Origin of the sequence: Paenibacillus sp. p3-SID1389 (assembly GCF_025151705.1) — a bacterium.
GTDB classification, from domain to species: domain Bacteria; phylum Bacillota; class Bacilli; order Paenibacillales; family Paenibacillaceae; genus Fontibacillus; species Fontibacillus phoenicis.
In genome coordinates this window covers 1-21,089 of sequence record NZ_JALXVO010000066.1, presented here as the reverse complement: position 1 = coordinate 21,089, position 21,089 = coordinate 1, and the positions used below count along the sequence as shown (strand labels likewise).

Sequence of the window (21,089 nt, the reverse complement as noted above, 5' to 3'; positions counted from 1 at the left end):
TCGTGCAAAGAGGCGCAGCGAGAGGATCCCTTTATCGATCTCGCTATGGGGTGCTTTTTTATACAGGCCTAACAATGCAGGATTATAGTAGGGGAATGTTTAATATTAATTTTAAATAAATGCCTGGGAGGATGATCCTTTTGAGCGATTTAATTAATTTTGCGCATCGCGGGGCTGCGGGGTATTACCCGGAGAACACGATGCTGGCTTTTGCCAAAGCTCTGGAGCTTGGGGCGACCGGTATTGAAACGGACGTGCAGATGACGCGCGACGGAGAACTGGTTCTCATCCATGACGAGACGCTGCAACGGACGGCGGGAACGCCGGAGTGGATCAAGGATTTGACTTTGACCGAAATTAAGCAACGGGAGGCGGGATCCTGGTTCCGCGAGGAGTTTGCGGGTGAGCGCATTCCAACGCTGGAGGAGTTGCTGGACCTCGTTCGGAACACGGATACCATCGTCAACCTCGAACTGAAAACTGGCGTCGTATTATACCCGGGCATCGAGCAAAAGGTACTGGATACGGTACGCCGCTTTGGCTTAAGCGAACGGATCATCATTTCCAGCTTTAATCACTATTCTCTGGTCGAATGCAAAAAACTGGCTCCGGACATCCGTACCGGCATTTTGTACATGGAAGGCCTGTATGAACCGTGGGATTATGCGAAGCGGGTGGGCGCGGACGCGCTCCACGCTTATCAATACGCGCTGACGCCAGAGCTGGTGGCGGAGGCCAAGGCGAACGGAGTCGTTTATCATCCGTTTACGGTAAACGATACAAAGCTGATGCAGGCGCTGATCGCAGCGGGTGTGGCCGGTATCATTACCGATTACCCGGATCGCTTGGCTGAACTGCTGGTGAAATAAGGAGCGTGTACGGATGAGAAAAACATGGCTGCTGGGTCTCGGTTTTTTTAGCATTAGCTTGACCTGGGCGCTGTACAATGCGTTTGTTCCGCTGTTTTTGGACGACTATTTGAAGAGCGCCGCGATGATCGGGTTTATGATGACGATCGATAATTATTTCGCCATTGTATTGCAGCCATGGATTGGACACCGCAGTGATAAGACGAATACCCGATACGGACGGCGGATGCCTTATCTGCTGATTGGCATGCCGTTAGGTGCTGTGTTTGCGGCTTTGATCCCTTGGCATACCGGGTTTGTGACGCTTGTTTTGTTCATGGTGTTAATGAATTTGTCGATGAGCTTGTTCCGCGCGCCGACGGTTGCACTTATGCCTGACATTACGCCGGAGCCGCAGCGGACCAAAGCAAACGGCATTATCAACTTCATGGGCGGCATCGGCTCAGTGCTGGCCTTTGGCATCGGCTCTCAGCTCTACGGGATCGGCTCGTATATGCCGTTTCTGTTTGCCGGAGTTGTTATGTTAATTTGTTTGTTCGTACTGAAGACGGTTATCCGTGAACCAGCGGCAGCGTTCGTGACGGGGTTCGCCGGGAACAACGCGGCCGGAGAGAACCCGAAACCGCAGATTCGCATCAAGGACCAGCTTGACAAGACGACGGTACTGATTTTGGGGGCCATCTTCTTCTGGTTTGTGGCCTATCAAGGCGTTGAGGCATTGTTCACGTTGTATGGTACCAAGCAGATTGGGATGAGCGATGCTGAAGCTTCTTTTTCGTTGACGTTCTTCTCGCTTGCGTTCCTGTTATTTGCTTTGCCAAGCGGTTGGCTGGGAGCTCGTTATGGGAAAAAAGCGATCATCTCCACCGGAGTTGCCGGATTGTTTGTTGTCTTCGGCGTCATGATTTTCGTTGATTCCGTCCTGTGGCTGCGGCTGCTGCTTATTGTCGGGGGCATTTTCTGGGCGTGCATCAACATCAACTCTTACCCGTGGGTTGTCTCCACCGGGCGGGAGGAGAGCATCGGGACGCGTACGGGGATCTATTATTTCGTTTCGTCCCTGGCCGCGATTACGTCGCCTCCGCTGCTCGGCTGGGTGATCGACGTGTTTGGTTATCCGGCGCTGTTCATCAGCGCATCCGCGGGGATGCTGCTGGCGCTGTGCTGCCTTTTCGGTATCCCCCGGGAGCAGCAGCGCTCAGGTAAGGAGCCGTTCGATCAGGCGCCCATCGGCATGAAATAAATTGATATCTCTGTGATGTAAAAAACAGCGGGGGTCCCAGCGCGGCGAAGCGTTTGGGAGACCCGCTGTTTTTTTGAATTAGGCTTACTTGCGTCTAGCGCGTAAAGCCAGCCCTAAAGCGACCAGCGATACGAGCAGCGCGCAAGCCGAAAGTACAAGGGCCGTCGTGCCGGCCGAGGAACCACTGCCACTGTCGTTGGACAGGGGCGCGGAGGAGGCTTCGGTGTCTGAACCGTTCGATTCCGTAGTATTGGCTGCAGCACCTTCATTGGCGCTGCCGTGATCATGCCCGGCGTCCTCCGTGGTGCCCGCCCCGGCGTCCACTCCGGTGTGGGAACCGGCACTATCCGCGGCACCTTCCGCGGCGCTCACCACCGTCAGCGAATGGGGCCGATCGGTACCTTCCGCGCCGGTCCATTCCACGACGCTGCCGTCGCTGTAATATTGGAAGGCATCCCAGGCTAGTTCCGCGGGTTCGCCGGGATTTTGTACAACGAATTCAAACTGCTGGAACTCGCCGGGGCCGATGCCAGCGCCTTCGGCCGTCCAGGTGACGGCCGTGACCGTTCCATCTTCCGCGATCGTCAGTTCTACGCTCCAGTCCGGTAAGGGACGGTACTGTTTGAAGGCGACGCCGTCTGGGATCTTTAGCGCGACTTTCACCGTGTTGACGTCTTTTTCAACAGGTACTTTAAGGCTGTAGGTTTCCCAGGCTCCCGGGGCGGATTGGCTTGGCTTAACCGTTACGTGTGCGCCGGCCGTGGCGGTGAAGAAAGCGAAAGTCAGGACCCACACAATAGCGGAACCGGCTGCGTAACGCCAAAACGTTTTTTTCAAATTACATATTGGATTCAACATGGCTAAATCTCCTTTGATCGTAGTTTGATAACCTCTCTACGGATTTCCTATTACCAGCTCTGTATCGTAATCGTAACTGTCCAGTGAACTCGTCAAAATATGGACGTGTACGTTCCAACGGCCGCCCATCGTAATCAATTCGCTCACCTCGGGAGGGGAGCCGCCGGGGAAGAGGATTTCTATTGTGCCCATATCCATCTCCTTTGACGTCAGCTCCAGCGTCACTTGGTCCACATCGTTGCGGGGTTGTCCATCCGGACCCAGCACGTTCACCTGAAAGGTGTTGGTGCCTGCGACGTTTGGAGTTATGTGGATCGTGACCTTTGTCCCGTCATCCAGTTGATGGGTCAGAGCAGCGGGACCGGGGAATGCAGCAGCCGTGGGCAAGTTCGCCAGGACAGCAGCCAATAGAAGGACAGCCAGTCCAGTCCCCAATTCGGTCCATACGCCGGCGGCGCTCAGCGGCTTTCTTGCCTGTCTTCCGCGCAGGAAGGAGCAACCTCCGAGCAGCAGGCAGATCAGGGTCAGGGCAATTTTGGCCAACAGTACAAGACCATACGTCGTATGCGTAAGCGAGTACAGCGTTGGCACGTGCAGCAAGCTCCCATACACGCCAGAGAGTAACAGGATGGCTACCATAATGAAGGCGAGTATGGAAAAACGCCGAACCGTCTGCCAAGACAGGGGAAGTTGCGACGGTGCAGAATGCTGGGCCTCTTCTTTTTTAGCGGATGGCTGAGTTGCTGCCGGAAGCAAAAACGCTAAAGCGCCAACACCGCCCAACCAGATCAACGATGAGGCCAAGTGCAGGAAGTCCGCCGTTATGGCAGGTCCTCGCAGGTCTGCCGTGGCGGCATGCCCGATAAATGCCTTGGAGAGCAGCAGCCCTAAGCCAAGCAGCATAGCCCCAAGCAAAGGAAGCTGAGACGGTCGGTTGCTTCTGCTGGCGCGCAGCAGGTACAGCGTCCATAAGAGCAAGCCTCCCAGCAATAGGAGCTGAACCTTCCAAATCTCCCCGAAGGTGGTATACACGAGCGTTTGCCGCCAAAGTGCCGGATCCAACGCTTCCTTCCATCCCCCGCCTGCATCGTCAGCGGTTTGCTGCGGCAAACTAAGCAGAATGCCGGCGGAGGAGGCGATCAGTCCGCTTAGCCATAGGACACGGCTGCGCCGCTTCAACCGTTCGGACCCCCAGGCGTTGTCCATGCGGGGGAGAAGCCAAGCATGAAAGACAACAGCCCCAAGATAGGCTGTCATTCCGCCATAAAATAGCCAGCGGACTAATAGCAGACTCCATCCTGGAAACGAGCTGCCGCCATCCGTCGTTGAATGGATCGGGAGCCCGCTCTCACCGCCTGGATCACCATGACCGATCTGAAACGGAATTGTGCCCGAGATGGCATGACCGTCGCCGGAAACCACATTCCACTTTGCCGTATACAGCCCCTCCGGCAAATCCGACTGCAGGGAGACGGTCAGCCGAGAAGGCTTCTGGGGATCGATTGCCGCTTCGCCATCGGTTACGTCGTCTCCATTGGGGCCAATGACTTCGAGTTTATGGAAGCCTGCCTCAATCGGTTCATTAAAATCGATGACGATCATCTCTGGGGACGTGTCTAATGTCTCGTTTGCTGCCGGATTGGAAGAAACCACATATGCGTGGGCAAAAACAGAAGCTGGTGTTAGAACAAGAACGATAATACATGCGATAACCGCGAAACCTGTCCATTTACGAAGAAACCTGTTCAATCGAATTCATCCTCAAATCAGATAGTCTATGAGCTTCCTCACAATGATTACCATTTTACATGGATTAATTCCGCCTGAGTATGACTAGAATGGGCTATATCGTGCCTCAATTTCTATCTAATTGTGTCTAATCTGTGAAGCCTGGCAATCCAGGGTTTGCATCAAACGTCAAATAATTTGCACAAATATGCAGAATGTTTAAACAAAAACGCTAACCTTGCATGTAAACTATTCAAAAAATGAGGAGCGTCCATTACAATGGGGGTTAGTCTATGGGTTATGACGAGTTTAACCATCATGAAGGGGGATATTCAGTGGCAACAATTAATGTCGGTATCGTAGGTTACGGAAATTTGGGACGGGGCGTGGAAATGGCGCTGAAGCAGAATCCTGACTTTGAATTGAAAGCGATTTTTTCGCGCAGACAACCGGACGAGGTGGCAGCCGCTAGCGGCGTGGTTCATATTTCCGAAATTGAAAAATATAAAGGTGAAATCGACGTAATGATCCTGTGCGGCGGGTCGGCTACAGATCTGCCGGAGCAAGGGCCGCAATTGGCGGCGATGTTTAATACTGTCGATAGCTTTGATACGCATGCGAGAATTCCAGAATACTTTGCAAAAGTCAATGAAGCAGCGGAGAAAGCAGGAACGGTCAGCGTCATTTCGACCGGATGGGATCCTGGCTTGTTCTCGCTGAACCGTTTGCTGGCGGAAGCTGTACTCCCGGAAGGGAAGGACTATACGTTCTGGGGCAAAGGGGTCAGCCAAGGCCATTCCGATGCGATTCGCCGTGTGCCTGGCGTGAAGGACGGCAAACAGTACACCATTCCGGTAGAGGCAGCCGTAGAACGCGTACGCAACGGAGAAAACCCGATGCTGACCACTCGTGAAAAACACCTGCGCGAATGCTTCGTCGTTGCGGAGGAAGGGGCGGATCTGGCGAAGATTGAGCAGGAGATCAAGTCGATGCCAAACTATTTTGCGGATTACGACACAATTGTTCACTTCATTAGTGAGGAAGAATTGAAGGCGAATCATTCCGCAATGCCGCACGGCGGTATGGTATTGCGCAGCGGCCGGACCGGTGCAAACAGCACGCAGCTGATCGAGTTCAGCCTGAAGCTGGACAGCAATCCGGAATTTACGGCCAGCGTGCTAGTTGCTTACGCTCGCGCAGCGTACAAGCTGTCGCAAGCCGGTGAGTCCGGGGCGAAAACGGTCTTTGATATTCCGTTCGGTCTGTTGTCGCCGAAATCGCCGGAGCAACTGCGTAAAGAGTTGTTGTAGGCCGAAGATTCTGTTCAGAATTAACTTACAGCGGACATGCTTCATTTGATTCGTCTATCTGTACGAAAAATAGCATAAACATGAGGTAAGAGGTTGTCCTGAAGACAAGGGAATTTTTGCTTTGGGGCAGCCTCTTTTGTTTATGTTCAATCAAAATGTCACGAAAATGTCGCACATTCTTCTTGTATCCAGGAGAGAGGCGAGGGTGCGAGATCGATTGGAATACGAAATATTGTGAACAAAATCACAAAAAGGAGATTTTCTATGACAATTCTGCGAACTCTGATAGGCTACAGCCGCATTGTGAACAATTATCAAAATCGCCGATTTTGCCGGAAAACGGCCGAAAATCGTCTTAAATAAACTTTTCATGTGATGTAAAGGATAAAAGTCACACTATTGAATGTAATAAAATTACAGAATTAACATTCTATATGAATTGTTATTCGATCCCCCCTTTCCTAACATAAAAGTAGCTGATCGAACGAAGCCATGCCCATAGCTTTAGGGGATGGTGTTCACAATGAAGAAAGGGGTATCGGTATCCTATGAAAAGGAAAGGGTTGCTGTTAGCTTTATTTTCAGCCCTTCTTGTCCTCCTGACCGGGTGTAATCAGTTGACGGTGTTAGACCCGAAAGGTCCGGTGGCCAAGACCCAATCGCAAGTCATCATTTTTTCGATTGTAACGATGGCCTTTATTTTGCTGGTCGTTTACACGCTGTACATCTATATGTTAACGAAATATCGGGCTTCCAAAGCAGCGCCGGACTACGAACCGCCGCATGTGGAAGGCAGCAAATGGCTGGAAATTACTTGGATTACGATTCCGATCATTATCGTCGCGGTGCTGTCGGTTGTGACCGTGCGCAGTACGTCAGCCGTCGAAAAAGTGCCGGAAGGCTATGAGGATCAAAAGCCGCTCGTGATTTACGCCGCCTCCTCCAACTGGAAATGGCATTTTAGCTATCCGGAGGAAGGAATCGAGACGGTTAACTATGTGAACATTCCAACGAACCGTCCAGTAGAGTTCCGGCTGTATTCGTACGGTCCGATTACGAGCTTCTGGATTCCGCAACTGGCGGGACAGAAATACGCGATGAGCGACATGGTCAATACGCTGAACATCGTTGCTGAACATGAGGGCTCGTATATGGGTAAGAACTCGAACTTCTCCGGTGAGGGCTTCGCACACATGGAATTTGAAGCGCTGGCCATGGCGCCTTCGGAATATGACAAATGGGTCAAAGAAGTGAAGGACACCGCTCCTGAGCTGACCGAGTCGGAGTTCGACAAGTTGCTGGAGACCGCGCATGTTGGCCGCCAAACGTACAGCTCGACCCATCTGGATTTCCGTCCTGCACCGGAAGGGGAGAACGCCGGCCATAATCATGGCGGCGAGAACGGAAGCGAGGAGATGGACCACTCGACGATGGACCACTCCGACATGGACATGACGGAAGAATCTAGCGGACACGAAGCGCATAACTAATCAACGGGAAGGGAGTACCTCAACATGAAATGGGACGAATTTTTCGTCACGGGTGAGCCGATGATCTATGGCGCGATGGTCAGCATCGTTGTTGTATCGCTGGCGATCGTCATCGGATTAACCTATTTTAAGAAATGGGGCTGGCTGTGGCGCGAATGGTTAACGACCGTCGACCACAAGCGGATCGGCATCATGTATATCATCTCCGCACTGCTGATGCTCTTCCGCGGCGGCGTGGATGCGCTGCTCATGCGGGCGCAGCTGGCGGTACCGGAGAACGGGCTGCTGGATGCGCAGCACTATAACGAAATTTTTACGACACACGGGGTCATTATGATCCTGTTTATGGCGATGCCGTTTGTTGTCGGGTTGATGAACGTCGTAATCCCGCTGCAAATCGGCGCGCGTGACGTAGCATTCCCGCGTTTGAATGCCGTCAGCTTCTGGCTGTTTTTCGCTGGGGCGATGTTGTTTAATATCTCTTTCGTCATCGGGGGTTCCCCGGATGCCGGTTGGACGGCGTATTTCCCGCTGGCCAGCGTTGAGTTCAGCCCGAGCGTAGGTAACAACTATTACTCGATTGCGATTCAAATTGCAGGGATTGGGACACTGATGACCGCAGTGAACTTCCTGGTAACGATCCTGAAAATGCGCGCACCAGGTATGACGTTGATGAAAATGCCGATGTTTACCTGGTCGATCCTCATTACGAACATCATTATTTTGTTTGCGTTCCCGGTATTAACCGTGGCGCTGGCACTGATGATGTTCGACCGCCTGTTTGGTACGCAGTTCTTTACGATGGCCAACGGCGGGATGGATATGCTCTGGGCCAACCTGTTCTGGGTATGGGGCCATCCGGAGGTTTATATCGTTATTTTGCCGGCCTTCGGGATTTACAGTGAAGTCATTTCGACGTTCTCACGCAAAAACTTGTACGGCTATAAATCCATGGTATGGAGTATGATCGTTATTTCGCTGCTATCTTTTATCGTATGGGCGCACCACTTCTATACGATGGGTCACGGCGTCATGGTCAACGGGATCTTCTCGATTACGACGATGGCGATCGCCGTTCCAACCGGGGTTAAAATCTTCAACTGGCTGTTTACGCTGCAAAAAGGGCGCATCGAATTTACAACGCCAATGCTGTATTCCCTCGCCTTTATTCCGATCTTTACGATCGGTGGGGTGACCGGGGTCATGCTGGCGATGGCGAGCGCCGACTATCAATACCATAATACGATGTTCCTGGTGGCGCATTTCCACTATGTGCTGATTCCAGGTACCGTATTCGCGGTGATCGCAGGGTTCTATTACTGGTTCCCGAAATTGTTCGGTTTCCGGCTCAACGAGCGTCAAGGCAAGCTGGCCTTCTGGATTATTGCCATTAGCTTTAACGTGACCTTCATGCCGTTGTTCTTCCTTGGTTTGAAAGGGATGACCCGGCGGATGTATACCTATTCGGAAAGCACAGGCTTTGGTCCGCTGAACCTGATCGCTTCGATCGGTGCGGTGGGGCTCGCCATCGGGTTTATCGTGCTGGTGTACAACATTTACTGGAGCTTCCGTTATGCGGAGCGGGACAAAACCGGCGATCCTTGGAACGCACGTACGCTGGAATGGAGCACGCATTCTCCGGTGCCGGAGTACAACTTTGCGGTTGTGCCTAAAGTGGATTCGCTCGATCCGTTCTGGAAAGCGAAGAAAACGGGTAAATCGCTGTATACGGATAAAATCGAAGAGATTCATATGCCGAACAACAGCGGTCAACCGTTTATCCTGGGTGTGATTTTCTTCTTCTTCGGATTCTTTATGGTCTTTAGCTGGTGGGTACCGGCGATTATCGCCGGCCTGGGGATTCTCGTCATGCTGGCGGTACGTTCGTTCGAACGCGACCACGGCCGACATATTCCGGTCAGCGAAATCATCAAAACCGAGCAGGCTTTGGCCAATCGGTTGGACACGGATGCAGGATTGCGGGGTGAACACGCATGAAGGTAGATCATACTTTGCCTTTGGAATATCAAACGGAAGAGAACAGTAACCGGGTTCTTGGGTTCTGGCTGTTCCTGGGCGCGGAAATCGTGCTCTTCGCCACGCTGTTCTCGGTGTATCTGACGCTGTGGAACCGGACCGGCAGCGGCCCGAACGGAGCGGAAATCTTCGAAATCGGACCGGTGCTGGGCGAAACGTTCTTGCTGTTGACCAGCAGCTTTACCTGCGGCTTGGCGGTACACAGTATGCGTCTGGGGCTGAGAAAACCGTTTATGGCGTTCTTCGCCATCACGCTGCTGCTGGGCCTCGGGTTCCTTGGTATCGAGATTACCGAATTCGTTACGTACGTTCATGAAGGCGCAACGATGCAAACCAGTGCGTTCCTGTCGAGCTTGTTCGTCCTGCTGGGGACGCACGGCGCCCACGTAACGCTGGGGCTGCTGTGGGGCAGCGGGCTGATGATTCAGGTGAAACGCGAAGGGTTTACCCATGATACGGCGAACAAATCGTTTATTTTCTCGCTGTACTGGCACTTCCTGGACGTGGTCTGGATCTTCATCTTCAGCTTTGTATACTTGAAAGGACTGATGTGACATGAAAAAACTGTTCCCGATTCAACACGTCATGGGATATGTGTTCTCACTGATCCTTTCTGCTGTAGCGCTGTCGGTGGTATTCTGGGATATGTCGTTTGCCGTTGGCATGACGATCCTGCTTGTCTGCGCGGCCGTACAGATGTCGGTGCAGCTGTTCATGTTCATGCACATCGGCGAGAACCGCAGTAAAGGTGCATTGTATGCTAACCTCGTATACGCCCTGTTCGTCGGGCTAGTGACCGTGTTTGGTACCTTGCTGACGATGATTTGGGGTTACCAATAAGAGCACAGTCGAATATCAGAAAAAGAAACCCGTTGTCACGTATGTGGCAGCGGGTTTTTTGGCGTTAGCGGGGGAAGCTAGGATAGAAGAGTCGTTAACGCTAACGGACCGTAGCGCCGTTAAATGATGTTGGTTGGCGTTGACGGAGGGCTAACGGACTTCACGGCCGTTATTTTGCGGATTTTGCGAAGGGTGGGCCCTCTTACGTGTCAATAAGGTCCACAGGGTCCGTTAGTGCGGGAAATGAGCCGGGAAATGACAGATAAGGTCTTTGAGGTCCGTTATGTTGGAAAAAAAGTTGAACGGAGACTCTTTACATACCCCGTGGGGGTATATTATAATGAGCGTACCACAGCAAACCACGTTGGTTTGGAAAGGAGTCATGTATGGCGAAGGTCGAGGGACAGGAACATTTGGCGTCCGCACACTGCGAGGAGCATGGCGGGCATCATAGCGTATCGGAAACGGAGAATGGCAAGCCGGTACGGCGCAGCCACCATTCTGAAGCGATGAAGAGCAACCTGATCAGCCGATTGAACCGGATTGAAGGGCAAATCCGCGGAATCAAAGGGCTGATCGAGAGAGATACTTACTGTGACGATGTGCTGAACCAGATCGCCGCCGTGCAATCTGCGCTGAACAGCGTGGGCCGGCTGCTGCTGGAGGGACACATGAAGAGCTGCGTGATCGAGCGAATTCAAGCAGGTGAGACCGAAGTGCTCGACGAGCTGCTAGTCACGGTCAACAAGCTGATGAAATAACGGCGGAACCCCTGGGGGTACGCTGCAAGATGAAGCCATTATTAAACTCATGGGAGGAATTGTTCATGCAAAATATTACGTTAAACGTTGAAGGTATGTCCTGCAATCATTGTGTCAAATCGGTAGAAGGAGCCATCGCCGGGCTGGGCGCTACAGGGAAAGTGGATCTGGCCGCGAAGAAGGTGGAAGTGACTTTCGACGAAACGAAAGTGACGGTTGAACAAATCAAAGAAGCGATTGAGGATCAAGGATACGACGTCGTTTGATCCGAAGCCTTTTTCACGGACCTATAAGACGTGCGAGCGAATTAGCCGTGCGTCTTAAGGGACGGGGAGTGGGATGTGGAAGTATTTTTATTTGCCCTTGATATACCCCTATGGGGTATGAAATATGCGGGTTTTGAGATGGAGGATTGTCATGGAAAAAGCATTGCCTGCCGCCGGCGCGAATCACGACCAAACGACGTTGCAAATTACCGGGATGACCTGCGCTGCCTGTGCGGCACGGATCGAGAAGGGGTTAAACCGGCTGCCCGGCGTGAAACAAGCCAACGTCAATCTGGCGCTTGAAACGGCGCAAGTGCGGTATGAGCCGGGGACGGTCTCGATCGAGCAGATCATCGATAAGGTAAGCCAGTTGGGCTACGGTGCGGTGTTGAAGCCGTCGGAGAAGGAGTCCGGGGATATCCGCGCGCGGGAAATCCGGAAGCAAAGAAATAAGCTGATCGTGTCGGCAGTGCTCGCGTTCCCGCTGCTGTGGGCGATGGCCGGGCATTTTTCCTTCACCTCATGGATCTGGACGCCGGAGCTGTTTATGAACCCGTGGTTCCAGCTCGTGCTGGCGACGCCGGTGCAATTTATGATCGGCTGGGGCTTTTACGTCGGGGCGTACAAAGCGCTGCGCAGCCGCAGCGCTAACATGGACGTATTGGTCGCGCTCGGTACGTCGGCGGCGTATTTTTACAGTCTGTATTTGAGCTTGGAGTCTTTGTCGATGCCTCACGGGCATACCCCCCAGCTGTATTATGAAACGAGCTCGATCCTGATTACGTTGATCCTGCTCGGCAAATGGTTTGAGGCGTTAGCCAAAGGCCGCTCCTCCCAAGCGATCAAAACGTTGATGGGGCTGCAGGCCAAAACGGCGCTGATCCTCAAAGACGGCGTTGAAACGGTGGTACCGATCGAAGCGGTTGTCCCGGGGGACGTATTGATCGTCAAACCGGGCGAAAAGATCCCGGTTGATGGGGTAGTCATCGGCGGCGTCTCGTCCGTCGATGAATCGATGTTAACTGGGGAGAGTATCCCGGTGGAGAAGAAGGAAGGCGACACGGTCATCGGCGCGACCGTCAACAAACATGGCGTGCTGCGCGTGCAAGCGGCCAAGGTTGGCAGCGAAACCGCGCTGGCGCAAATCATCCGCGTTGTAGAAGAAGCACAAGGCTCGAAAGCGCCAATTCAGCGGGTAGCGGATGTGATTTCCGGGATTTTTGTCCCGATCGTGGTTGGGATCGCTGTAGTTACGTTCTTGGTGTGGTTTTTCTTCGTGGCGCCGGGCAGCTTCGCCGTGGCGCTGGAAAAGGCGATCGCCGTGCTGGTCATCGCATGCCCTTGCGCGTTGGGGCTGGCGACGCCAACGTCGATTATGGCCGGGTCCGGACGAGCTGCGGAGTACGGGATCCTGTTTAAGGGCGGCGAGCACCTCGAGGCCGCCCAAGGGCTGCAAGCGATCGTGCTGGATAAGACCGGCACGATCACACGGGGGCAGCCGGAGCTGCGGGAAGTCGTCCCGGCCGAAGGCTGGGACGACGCGGCATTGCTCCGGCTCGTCGGCGCCGCCGAGCGCGGCTCAGAGCATCCGCTGGCGGATGCTCTGGTGGCCGGGGCGCGGGCGCGCGCCCTGGATCTGCCCGAGGCAACCGCCTTTGAGGCGGTGCCCGGGCACGGGATTACGGCGGTCGTCGAGGACCGCCGGGTGCTCGCCGGCACGCGCCGCCTGATGGCGCGTGAAGGCGTCGACGTCTCCGCCGCGGAGGCCGGCATGGCCGCGCTGGAAGCGGCCGGCCAAACCGTGCTGCTCGTGGCGGTCGACGGCGTCTACGCCGGCATGGTCGCCGTGAGCGACACCGTGAAGGAGACGTCCAAGGCCGCAGTAGCGCGGCTGAAGGAGATGGGCCTTCACGTGGTGATGATCACCGGCGACAACGTGCGCACCGCCCAGGCGATCGCCGCCGAGGTCGGGATCGACGAGGTGCTGGCCGAGGTGCTCCCGGAAGGCAAAGCCGCCGAGGTGAAAAAGCTCCAGGCCCGCGGCCTGAAGACGGCGATGGTTGGAGACGGCATTAACGACGCTCCGGCACTTGCCGTGGCCGACGTAGGCATCGCCATCGGCACGGGCACCGACGTGGCCATGGAGGCCGCCGACGTCACGCTGATGCGCGGCGACCTGGAGGGCGTGCCGGATGCGATCGCTATGAGCAAGCGCACGATGGGCAATATCAAGCAGAACTTGTTCTGGGCGCTCGCCTACAATACGATCGGCATTCCTGTAGCCGCTGCGGGGTTTCTGGCTCCGTGGCTGGCCGGGGCTGCGATGGCGCTTAGTTCTGTCTCCGTCGTGCTGAACGCGCTGCGTTTGCAGCGGGTGAAGTTGTAACTATACAATGCCAAACGAAACGAGCCTTCCAGGCCGTAAGGTTCCGGATTTTGTTCCGGTCTTGCGAGGGAAGGCTCGATTTTTTTATGTAGATTCTATTTTTTTGGAGGGGTGAGGGGATCCCCGATAATGCCTTGATCCTCCAGGGCGAGAAGCAGCTTCTTCATGAGTTCGACGGTTGCCGTAATGGCTGGCACGTCGGGCTTCTTTAATTTCTCCGTACAGGTCAAAGTGGCACGTCCGTTCTTGATCCGCAGCCGTACATGGATCTTGGAATGAAGGTTCAGCAACTCTTCGATCCCTTCGTACTTCAATACCGATCGCAGCAGACTGGGATGGGAAGCTTTTGCTTGAAACTTCTTATTCATTCCGGAGTTTGGGAGTGAGGCTTCCCGGAGCCCCCTGGTAAACCAGGCCAAGACATGTCGTTTGGCCGAAAATAACACGAACTCCAGCTTACGGCGCGGCCGGTAGCTGTATTTCACGGTGATCGCGTACTCGTTACCGGAGGTGTCGTTATTCGGGTCGGTGATCGTCACCTTACAGGATCCGAAGCGTGGGGAAAGCGGCAGACGGACATGCTGCCCCTTATACTTCCAGTTCCTGAACGTTCCTGCGGCGTAAGTCCCTCCAGAGGTTCTGGCATACTCTTTCAGCAGGGCTGTCGACTTCGGTTCCCACCACGGTTTACTTTTTACTGTCGTCTGCGTCATGCTTCTCTTCCTCCTTGCCCGGCGCCCGGGTGGAAGGCAGTCTTCCCTCGCGGCGCAATGCTTCTCGCAGCAGGTATTCGATATGCCCATTCACGCTTCGGAATTCATCCGCTGCCCAGCGTTCCAAAGCCTGATAAAGAGTCGGGTCAAGGCGAAGTGGGAAGCTCTTCTTGCTGGCCATCGTGAATGGATGCCCCTAATTAATACAACGTGCTAGTATTGATGACCGGCTGGGCGGAACGGTCCGATACGACAGCGACGAGCAGGTTGTTAATCATCGCGGCTTTACGTTCGTCATCCAGCTCGACAACTTGACCGGCCTGCAGCCGTTCGATCGCCATTTGAACCATGGTGACGGCGCCGTCGACGATTTTCTCGCGAGCCGCAATGATCGCTTCGGCTTGTTGGCGTTGCAGCATCGCGCTTGCGATTTCGGTCGAGTAGGCCAGATGCGTCAAACGCGACTCAATGACCTTAACGCCGGCGATGGCCAGACGGTTCTGCAATTCGCTGGTGAGCTCCAACGCAATCTCTTCCGTATTGGCGCGCAGGGAGAAGCCGGTGTCGGAATCGTCCAATTGGTCGTACGGATATTTGCTGGCGACGTGGCGCAGTGCAGCTTCGCTCTGAATTTCCACGAAGGTTTCGTATTCATCCACTTCAAATAGCGCTTTGGCGGAGTCGACCACCGAAAACACGACAACAGTGGCGATTTCGATCGGGTTCCCTTTGACATCATTGACTTTCAGTTTGGCGCTGTTGAAGTTGCGAACGCGCAGCGAAACTTTTTTGCGAGTTGAGAACGGGATGGCAAGATAGAAGCCGCTCTTGCGGATCACGCCGAGGTAACGGCCGAAGAAGGTGACGACAGCCGATTGGTTTGGCTGTACGATCGTCAGCCCGGTCAAGAGCACGAAGGCGATGACGAAGGAGAGCACACCGCCGGCCACGGGAACGACATCGTTTAACGTGACGAGAAATGTCCCCAACGCAATAAATCCGAAAATGAACAACAGGGCAACAAAACCGTTTAGGCACGAAATTTCTTTTTCTTTCATATAAAGTGACACTCCTTCACATATTAAATTGATATTTATATGATATCACTTTTGCAAAATAATGTAAATATGAGACGGCGATATTCTCTGCCGGGGGCTTTTACATGATTATCCCCTTCGCTCAGATAGAAAAGATATCGATGGAGCAGAACTGTGTGAACCAATTGAAGCTTGGATGGGAGTGAAGATGAGGATGGAGATGAGGATGGAGATGAGGATGGAGATGAGGATGGAGATGAGGATGGTGTCTTATGGGATGGAATGGGGAGGGAATGAGGTTGGAAGCGAGACGGCCTCGCGGCTGATCGAACGGGATAGGCGTGTGCAAGTGGAACCGCGGCTGATCAAACGGGATTATGCGTGGACAACTGGAATCGCTGCTGATCCAGGGCAAGATAGGCGGGGACGGCCGTATCTTAGCTGTAAGGGTGCGACAGACAGGAACGCCCGTACCGTAGCAGTCGGGGGGCAACAGACAGGGACAGCCGGGCCTTAGCTGATCAGAGCACGACGGGCAGGTTTAGCCCGTCCCGTTGTACTCGCAATAGGGGCTGACGGTACCGCCGCCAGGTGCGGGCTATCCAGGCAGTCCAGGCTGCCCGCACCATTAGCTTCGTCCCCAGCGTAGCTCTGGATATAGTGTAGACGTCCCCGAACGTCTGTGATCCACCTCCTGCCTAGAAGGGGGCGCCTGTACCGTAGTGCGATGTTTCATGGGCTTAATCCAAGGAGCGTACGATTTCGCTTAGACGGGCGATGCCTTCCGTCAGTTCTTCGGCGGTGGCGTAGGCGTAGGAGAGGCGCAGGTGGCTGCCGGAGGCGCGGTTGTACAGGTGGCCGGGGTTGATCAGAAGGCCGGCTTTTAGGGCGGCGTCAAATATTTTGCGCGGGGAGGGGGAGTTGTGCAGGTTCAGCCAGATGTAAAACCCTCCCTGCGGCACCTTCCAGTCCGCGATATCGCGAAAATACCGCTCCAACGCGTCCACCGCCGCCTCTCGCCGCAGGCGGAGCGCCGCCCGCAGCCGTTCAAGATGGCGGTCGTAGCTGCCGCTTTCCAGCCATTCCGCTGCCATCTGTTGCGAGAGGGCGCTAGAGCCGTAATCGCTTTGCATCTTGATGTCTGCAAGCCGCTCGATGACGGGCTGCGGTCCGGCAATCCAGCCAATCCGCAGGCCGGGGCTGAGGGATTTGGACAAGCTGCCCAGATACAGTACGCTGCCGCTGGCGTCATGAGCCTTCAGCGGCAGGGGCGGCGGGGCGTCCAGCCACAACTCGCGGTAGACATCATCTTCAACGAGGGGTAAACGGGCTGCCTCGCAGACGTCCAGCAGCTGACGTCGCCGCGCTTCGCTCATAACCGTTCCGCTTGGATTATGGAAGGTCGGAATGGTATACAGCAATGCGCCCGCATATTGCTTGGCGTACACAGAAACCAGGTCGGCGCGCAGGCCTTGTTCATCCATCGGGACACCGCGCAGCTTCATTCCGGCGCTCTGAAAAACGGGAACCGAATACAGATACGACGGTCGTTCGGTCAGTACCGTCGAGCCCTGGGGGAGCAGGCCGACGGCAATGAGCTGGAGCGCCTGCAAGGCGCCGGAGATTATCAGCAGCGAAGCCGGCGATACGGTGATGCCTTGGAGGCTCAGCCGGGTGGCGATGGCCTCCCGGAGCCGCAGGTCCCCGTTGGGCTCGCCATAGCCCAGGTTTGGGACATTGGTGGCCATCCGACCCAACAGCTCGGCCATTTCGGATTGCGGCAGCAGGTCCGGGCCCATCTCGCCGGTGCCGAGTCGCAAAATGCCGGGCTGGAACTCAGCCCGGTTAATCTCCTGCACGGCAGGCAAATTAGGGTACTGCACGCCGGAGCTGACGTATTCGTTCCAATCGGGCGGCGGGGAGGCGGTCAGCACGCCCCAGGTCCGGTTAACGACGCGGGTGCCGCCGCCCCGGTCGCCCTGAAGCAGCCCGGCTGCGATCAGCTCGTCCAGCGCGGCGACGACTGTGCTGCGGTTGACGCCAAACCGCGCGGCCAGCTCCCGCTGGGACGGGATGCGTGTCCCCACCGGCCATTCGCCGCTGGCGATTCGATCACAAAGATGCTCCATGATTTGGCGATGGAGCGGAATGGGCGAATTTCGGCTGGGACGCCAGGTCGAATGATTCATGCGGAATACCCCCTATCTGCAGAACTGTAGATTTTTTGCGCGAACGACGTTATTTTCCCCTATTATATCGTTTGGTTGGTTTCTGATCCATCCAAATGGATGGAGCTAAATCGGGAGGGGGCGGGTACAATAGGGTTCGAGACAGAGATCAGAGGGGGAGAGAGATGTTTAGTGCTGCGATTCATGGGTTCTTTCTGGCGGTTGGACTTATTTTGCCATTAGGCGTGCAGAATGTGTTTGTGTTTAACCAGGGGGCTGCCGGACGAAAGCTGCGCCGGGCCTTGCCGGCTGTTCTGACCGCCGCTTTGGGCGATACGATATTGATTTTGCTAGCTGTGTTGGGGGTCTCGGTGCTGGTCTTGTCATGGACTTGGCTGAAAACCGTACTCTTTGCGGCAGGCGCTGTCTTTATGCTATACATTGGCTGGACCATCTGGAGGGACGTGTCCAAACCGTCTTCCGCCGGGCCATCCGGGCTGCCAGCTAAACAGCAGGTGGTGTTTGCATTGTCGGTGACGTTTTTGAATCCCCATGCGATTCTGGATACGGTTGGCGTGATCGGGACAAGCTCTCTGGATTATACCGGCGGGGCGAAAGGGGCGTTTACGCTGGCTGCGATTCTGGTGTCGTGGGTATGGTTTTTCGGATTGGCATGGGCAGGCAAAACACTCGGAAGCTTGGACCGGGGAGGTCAACTGCTCCAGGGGATCAATCGATTGTCTGCGCTTATCGTCTGGGGGATGGCGTTATATATGATCGGTTCCGTGGTCGCTGATCACTTGAAGTAGGGCGGCGGGGAGCCTTGAAGCTCAGTATGACACTGGGATGCAAGCGGCTTGCTTCCTGTTGGGGAAAGTTCCATAATTAAGAATAACATAAAGCAAGGGATAGGAGTGAGGAGATGAACGAGACGATATCCAAAATGCTGGAGCACCGTTCCATTCGTAAATACAGCGATCGTCCGGTGACCCGAGAGCTGGTGGAACAAATCATATCCGCAGGCCAAATGGCCTCCAGTTCCAGCAATGTACAAGCCTATACCGTGATTGCCGTGACGGACGCGGATCGGAAAGCGAAGCTGGCCGAGCTTTGCGGGAATCAGGCTTATGTGGCGGAGTGTCCTGTTTTCCTAGTCTGGTGCGCAGATTTGTCAAGACTCAAACGGGCAGCGGAGCGGCATCTTCCTTCGGAAACGACTTATGAAGGCACGACGGAGAACTTTATTGTAGCTACGGTCGATACGGCGCTGGCAGCGCAAAATGCCGCCATAGCCGCAGAATCGCTGGGCCTTGGCATCGTGTATATCGGCGGTATCCGCAACCATAGCGAGGAGGTGGCGGATCTCTTGGACCTGCCCCACCTTTCGTATCCTGTATTCGGGATGTGTCTCGGCTATCCGGATCAAAATCCAGGGGTGCGTCCACGGCTTCCGCTGCCGGCAGTTCTGCACTGGAACCAGTATGATACCGCCGGGCAAGAGGAACAGGTGGCGGCCTATGACGAGGTTATGTCCAAGTATCTGCGTGAACGGACCGGAGGGGCGAAGGATACCCCTTGGTCGGAGCTCATGGCCGAGAAGCTGGCACAGCCGGCGCGGCTGCATATGCGCGAATTTTTAGAGAAGCGCGGCTTTACCTTGAAATAATGGCAAAAAAAGCTGTCCTAATCGGGTCGTACCCGGGGACAGCTTTTTCGTATTATTAGGTCAACCAGAAATTTCTGGTTGGCCTTTTTTCTTAGGCGCTGTCAGATGGCGGTAGCCGGGAGAACGTGCGGCTTTTAGGGGCAATGATCCCGTCACAAAAACTGTTCTCCCACTACCCCCAATGACCATGTTTGAGCTGGTTGAGGCATCGGACCTCGAATCACAAGCGAAGCTTGTGAGATTGGAACCATCGTGGGAGTGCCGGCTATTATTCAGGAGGAGATGACATGAGACCGGTTATTGGATTGGATGTGTCGAAAGGGACAAGTGTGCTCCAAGCGTTTACAGATCGAAATAAGCCGTATGGAAACAGTATCACGGTAGAAACGATTCGGGAAACGGCAGGATCGTCACACAGCAAGGCTTGGATTCAGACAAAGGCAGAGAAGATTCAAGAGAAGATTCAAGAGAAGATTCAGGCGTTACCGTCTCTAAGCAAGTCAAGCAAAGCACAACAGACGGCTTTGCTGAGTATGGTGGAAATGGTGTAAGGAAAGAGGGCAAGCCCTACAAAGCATAATATCAAATTTACCCAGAAGCATCCGCGCCAACGGAGGCTTCTTTGTGCTGCACAAAAATAGTATAACAGTATCTTTGCATTAATCCAATCACTTGGGGTTGACAAACATTAGCCGGTTTTTCGTCGTTAAGTTATAATCCGTAAAAACTTCGCGTGTTCCGGTACAACGTCGCTGCGGCCTCTTCCGGAGAGATGCCCAGAAGATTCGCCCAGGCCAAGGCGACGTGACGGGTCATGCGCGGGTGGGTGATCTGACCGGCAAACGGTCCTTCAAACGGCCAAGGCCCGTCCGTTTCGGCCATCACCTGCTCGGGAGGATAGCGCCGGGCGAGGTCTTGGATTTTCGATTCGTAGACGATATCCGGCGTAAAAGAGATCGCATAACCGCGATCCGCCATGCGGCGCACTGTGGATTCGGCTCCCTTGAACCAGTGGAAATGTGCTTTGGTGACGCCGTGGAGTTCCAGCAGGTCGCAGGCAAGCTCGGCGTCCTCGTATACCGCATGCATCACAATCGGTTTGTCTAACGCCTTGGCAAGCATCACAAACTTCTCCAGCAGGTCCACGTAGGGCTCAAGCTCAAAGCCCTTTCCTTGCTGGAGAGCTTCTTGCCGCGCATAATATGGAAGCCCGACTTCACCAACGGCAATCATATCCTCGGCATGCTGCTTGATCCAATTCAGCAGGAGATCGATCTCCCGATCCTCAGGGATAGGCTGCTCGGGGTGGAATCCGAATGCCGGGCGCACCAGGTTCGGATAGCGCTCCGCCAAAGCGTTGTTCAGCTTGCAGGAGGCTAAATGCATCGAAACGGCAATGATGGCTTCCACTCCGCAGCCCGGCAGTTCCTGCAGCAGGCGTTCACGGGTATCTTCGTCGTAAAGGTCTATATGAATATGGGCATCAATGAACGGGAGTTGGATTCCCTTCGGTAAACCGCGAAAAAGATTGTTGGACATCTCACCAGACCCTTTCCAGAAACAGGTTAACCGCTTGTACTCATTATACCTGTTTTTAGGTAGGTTTCAGCGGATGCCACGGGATTTCTTCGTTTTTTGGTTAGAGAATGCCCATCATGTAAAAGGTTAAATTTTACTGCGAAACCGGGCATGTCGTACAATAACAATTATGCGACAA

Annotated in this window: 20 protein-coding genes; 13 read left to right on the top strand and 7 right to left on the bottom strand. The window is 54.5% G+C overall.

Translation table 11 applies throughout. From position 1 onward, the window contains the following. The first annotated feature begins 140 nt into the window (after window positions 1-140). The gene (locus tag M3G15_RS19285; protein ID WP_260071796.1) at window positions 141-869 is read left to right on the top strand and encodes a glycerophosphodiester phosphodiesterase; all 729 of its coding nucleotides are present in this window, start codon (window positions 141-143) and stop codon (window positions 867-869) included. Window positions 870-882: 13 nt separating this feature from the next. After that, entirely contained in the window at window positions 883-2,112 is a 1,230-nt protein-coding gene (locus tag M3G15_RS19280; protein ID WP_009223967.1) for an SLC45 family MFS transporter, read from the top strand. Window positions 2,113-2,196: 84 nt separating this feature from the next. On the opposite strand, the gene M3G15_RS19275 is transcribed toward M3G15_RS19280, so the two are convergent. Next, window positions 2,197-2,970, bottom strand: a complete 774-nt coding sequence (locus M3G15_RS19275; protein WP_260071795.1) for a YcnI family copper-binding membrane protein — start codon at window positions 2,968-2,970, stop codon at window positions 2,197-2,199. Window positions 2,971-3,006: 36 nt separating this feature from the next. Beyond that, complete coding sequence (locus tag M3G15_RS19270; protein WP_260071794.1) at window positions 3,007-4,719, bottom strand: copper resistance CopC/CopD family protein; 1,713 nt, start codon at window positions 4,717-4,719, stop codon at window positions 3,007-3,009. Between the two features lie 314 nt (window positions 4,720-5,033). Here M3G15_RS19270 and M3G15_RS19265 point away from each other — a divergent pair, with 314 nt between their 5' ends. From M3G15_RS19265 to M3G15_RS19230, 8 genes are all read left to right on the top strand, one after another. Beyond that, entirely contained in the window at window positions 5,034-6,008 is a 975-nt protein-coding gene (locus M3G15_RS19265; RefSeq protein WP_260071793.1) for a diaminopimelate dehydrogenase, read from the top strand. 548 nt (window positions 6,009-6,556) lie between these two features. After that, a complete protein-coding gene (gene qoxA, locus M3G15_RS19260) occupies window positions 6,557-7,498 on the top strand; it encodes a cytochrome aa3 quinol oxidase subunit II (RefSeq protein WP_260071792.1) in 942 nt (313 codons plus the stop codon). 24 nt (window positions 7,499-7,522) lie between these two features. Continuing rightward, window positions 7,523-9,496, top strand: a complete 1,974-nt coding sequence (qoxB, locus tag M3G15_RS19255) for a cytochrome aa3 quinol oxidase subunit I (protein WP_009223972.1) — start codon at window positions 7,523-7,525, stop codon at window positions 9,494-9,496. After that, entirely contained in the window at window positions 9,493-10,089 is a 597-nt protein-coding gene (gene qoxC, locus M3G15_RS19250) for a cytochrome aa3 quinol oxidase subunit III (protein ID WP_009223973.1), read from the top strand. The genes qoxB and qoxC overlap by 4 nt, the downstream gene beginning before the upstream one ends. Before the next feature lies 1 nt (window position 10,090). Continuing rightward, window positions 10,091-10,375 (top strand): cytochrome aa3 quinol oxidase subunit IV, encoded by a 285-nt coding sequence (gene qoxD / locus M3G15_RS19245; protein ID WP_009223974.1) that lies wholly within the window; start codon window positions 10,091-10,093, stop codon window positions 10,373-10,375. A 386-nt stretch (window positions 10,376-10,761) separates the two neighbouring features. Further along, window positions 10,762-11,136, top strand: a complete 375-nt coding sequence (locus M3G15_RS19240) for a metal-sensitive transcriptional regulator (protein ID WP_009223975.1) — start codon at window positions 10,762-10,764, stop codon at window positions 11,134-11,136. Window positions 11,137-11,201: 65 nt separating this feature from the next. Then, window positions 11,202-11,402, top strand: a complete 201-nt coding sequence (gene copZ / locus M3G15_RS19235; RefSeq protein ID WP_036644441.1) for a copper chaperone CopZ — start codon at window positions 11,202-11,204, stop codon at window positions 11,400-11,402. Between the two features lie 151 nt (window positions 11,403-11,553). Beyond that, the gene (locus tag M3G15_RS19230) at window positions 11,554-13,788 is read left to right on the top strand and encodes a heavy metal translocating P-type ATPase (RefSeq protein WP_260071791.1); all 2,235 of its coding nucleotides are present in this window, start codon (window positions 11,554-11,556) and stop codon (window positions 13,786-13,788) included. 95 nt (window positions 13,789-13,883) lie between these two features. On the opposite strand, the gene M3G15_RS19225 is transcribed toward M3G15_RS19230, so the two are convergent. The 4 genes from M3G15_RS19225 to M3G15_RS19210 form a co-directional block, all read right to left on the bottom strand. Further along, window positions 13,884-14,501, bottom strand: a complete 618-nt coding sequence (locus tag M3G15_RS19225; RefSeq protein WP_260071790.1) for a hypothetical protein — start codon at window positions 14,499-14,501, stop codon at window positions 13,884-13,886. Then, window positions 14,476-14,682 carry a type II toxin-antitoxin system antitoxin gene (locus M3G15_RS19220; RefSeq protein ID WP_009223980.1) on the bottom strand — a complete coding sequence of 69 codons (207 nt, stop codon included), beginning with the start codon at window positions 14,680-14,682 and terminating at the stop codon, window positions 14,476-14,478. The genes M3G15_RS19225 and M3G15_RS19220 overlap by 26 nt, the downstream gene beginning before the upstream one ends. Window positions 14,683-14,701: 19 nt before the next feature. Beyond that, window positions 14,702-15,559, bottom strand: a complete 858-nt coding sequence (locus M3G15_RS19215) for an SPFH domain-containing protein (RefSeq protein WP_009223981.1) — start codon at window positions 15,557-15,559, stop codon at window positions 14,702-14,704. A gap of 719 nt (window positions 15,560-16,278) precedes the next feature. After that, window positions 16,279-17,727, bottom strand: a complete 1,449-nt coding sequence (locus tag M3G15_RS19210) for an aminotransferase-like domain-containing protein (protein WP_260071789.1) — start codon at window positions 17,725-17,727, stop codon at window positions 16,279-16,281. 164 nt (window positions 17,728-17,891) lie between these two features. Between M3G15_RS19210 and M3G15_RS19205 the strand changes: the two genes are divergently transcribed. From M3G15_RS19205 to M3G15_RS19195, 3 genes are all read left to right on the top strand, one after another. Continuing rightward, on the top strand, window positions 17,892-18,515 hold the full coding sequence (locus M3G15_RS19205) for a LysE/ArgO family amino acid transporter (RefSeq protein WP_260071788.1): 624 nt from the start codon (window positions 17,892-17,894) through the stop codon (window positions 18,513-18,515). Window positions 18,516-18,628: 113 nt separating this feature from the next. Beyond that, the gene (gene nfsA / locus M3G15_RS19200; protein ID WP_260071787.1) at window positions 18,629-19,372 is read left to right on the top strand and encodes an oxygen-insensitive NADPH nitroreductase; all 744 of its coding nucleotides are present in this window, start codon (window positions 18,629-18,631) and stop codon (window positions 19,370-19,372) included. 287 nt (window positions 19,373-19,659) lie between these two features. Continuing rightward, complete coding sequence (locus M3G15_RS19195) at window positions 19,660-19,923, top strand: hypothetical protein (RefSeq protein ID WP_260071797.1); 264 nt, start codon at window positions 19,660-19,662, stop codon at window positions 19,921-19,923. 160 nt (window positions 19,924-20,083) lie between these two features. Here M3G15_RS19195 and M3G15_RS19190 read toward each other — a convergent pair whose 3' ends face one another. Continuing rightward, the gene (locus M3G15_RS19190; RefSeq protein ID WP_260071786.1) at window positions 20,084-20,911 is read right to left on the bottom strand and encodes a TatD family hydrolase; all 828 of its coding nucleotides are present in this window, start codon (window positions 20,909-20,911) and stop codon (window positions 20,084-20,086) included. Window positions 20,912-21,089: the final 178 nt, after the last annotated feature.

Bases quoted from the DNA above. Each gene is read 5' to 3' on its own strand.
- M3G15_RS19280 (WP_009223967.1), top strand. From the start codon at position 883: ATGAGAAAAACATGGCTGCTGGGTCTCGGTTTTTTTAGCATTAGCTTG.
- M3G15_RS19275 (WP_260071795.1), bottom strand. From the start codon at position 2,970: ATGTTGAATCCAATATGTAATTTGAAAAAAACGTTTTGGCGTTACGCA.
- qoxA (WP_260071792.1), top strand. From the start codon at position 6,557: ATGAAAAGGAAAGGGTTGCTGTTAGCTTTATTTTCAGCCCTTCTTGTC.
- qoxB (WP_009223972.1), top strand. From the start codon at position 7,523: ATGAAATGGGACGAATTTTTCGTCACGGGTGAGCCGATGATCTATGGC.
- qoxC (WP_009223973.1), top strand. From the start codon at position 9,493: ATGAAGGTAGATCATACTTTGCCTTTGGAATATCAAACGGAAGAGAAC.
- qoxD (WP_009223974.1), top strand. From the start codon at position 10,091: ATGAAAAAACTGTTCCCGATTCAACACGTCATGGGATATGTGTTCTCA.
- M3G15_RS19240 (WP_009223975.1), top strand. From the start codon at position 10,762: ATGGCGAAGGTCGAGGGACAGGAACATTTGGCGTCCGCACACTGCGAG.
- copZ (WP_036644441.1), top strand. From the start codon at position 11,202: ATGCAAAATATTACGTTAAACGTTGAAGGTATGTCCTGCAATCATTGT.
- M3G15_RS19230 (WP_260071791.1), top strand. From the start codon at position 11,554: ATGGAAAAAGCATTGCCTGCCGCCGGCGCGAATCACGACCAAACGACG.
- M3G15_RS19225 (WP_260071790.1), bottom strand. From the start codon at position 14,501: ATGACGCAGACGACAGTAAAAAGTAAACCGTGGTGGGAACCGAAGTCG.
- M3G15_RS19220 (WP_009223980.1), bottom strand. From the start codon at position 14,682: ATGGCCAGCAAGAAGAGCTTCCCACTTCGCCTTGACCCGACTCTTTAT.
- M3G15_RS19215 (WP_009223981.1), bottom strand. From the start codon at position 15,559: ATGAAAGAAAAAGAAATTTCGTGCCTAAACGGTTTTGTTGCCCTGTTG.
- M3G15_RS19210 (WP_260071789.1), bottom strand. From the start codon at position 17,727: ATGAATCATTCGACCTGGCGTCCCAGCCGAAATTCGCCCATTCCGCTC.
- M3G15_RS19205 (WP_260071788.1), top strand. From the start codon at position 17,892: ATGTTTAGTGCTGCGATTCATGGGTTCTTTCTGGCGGTTGGACTTATT.
- nfsA (WP_260071787.1), top strand. From the start codon at position 18,629: ATGAACGAGACGATATCCAAAATGCTGGAGCACCGTTCCATTCGTAAA.
- M3G15_RS19195 (WP_260071797.1), top strand. From the start codon at position 19,660: ATGAGACCGGTTATTGGATTGGATGTGTCGAAAGGGACAAGTGTGCTC.
- M3G15_RS19190 (WP_260071786.1), bottom strand. From the start codon at position 20,911: ATGTCCAACAATCTTTTTCGCGGTTTACCGAAGGGAATCCAACTCCCG.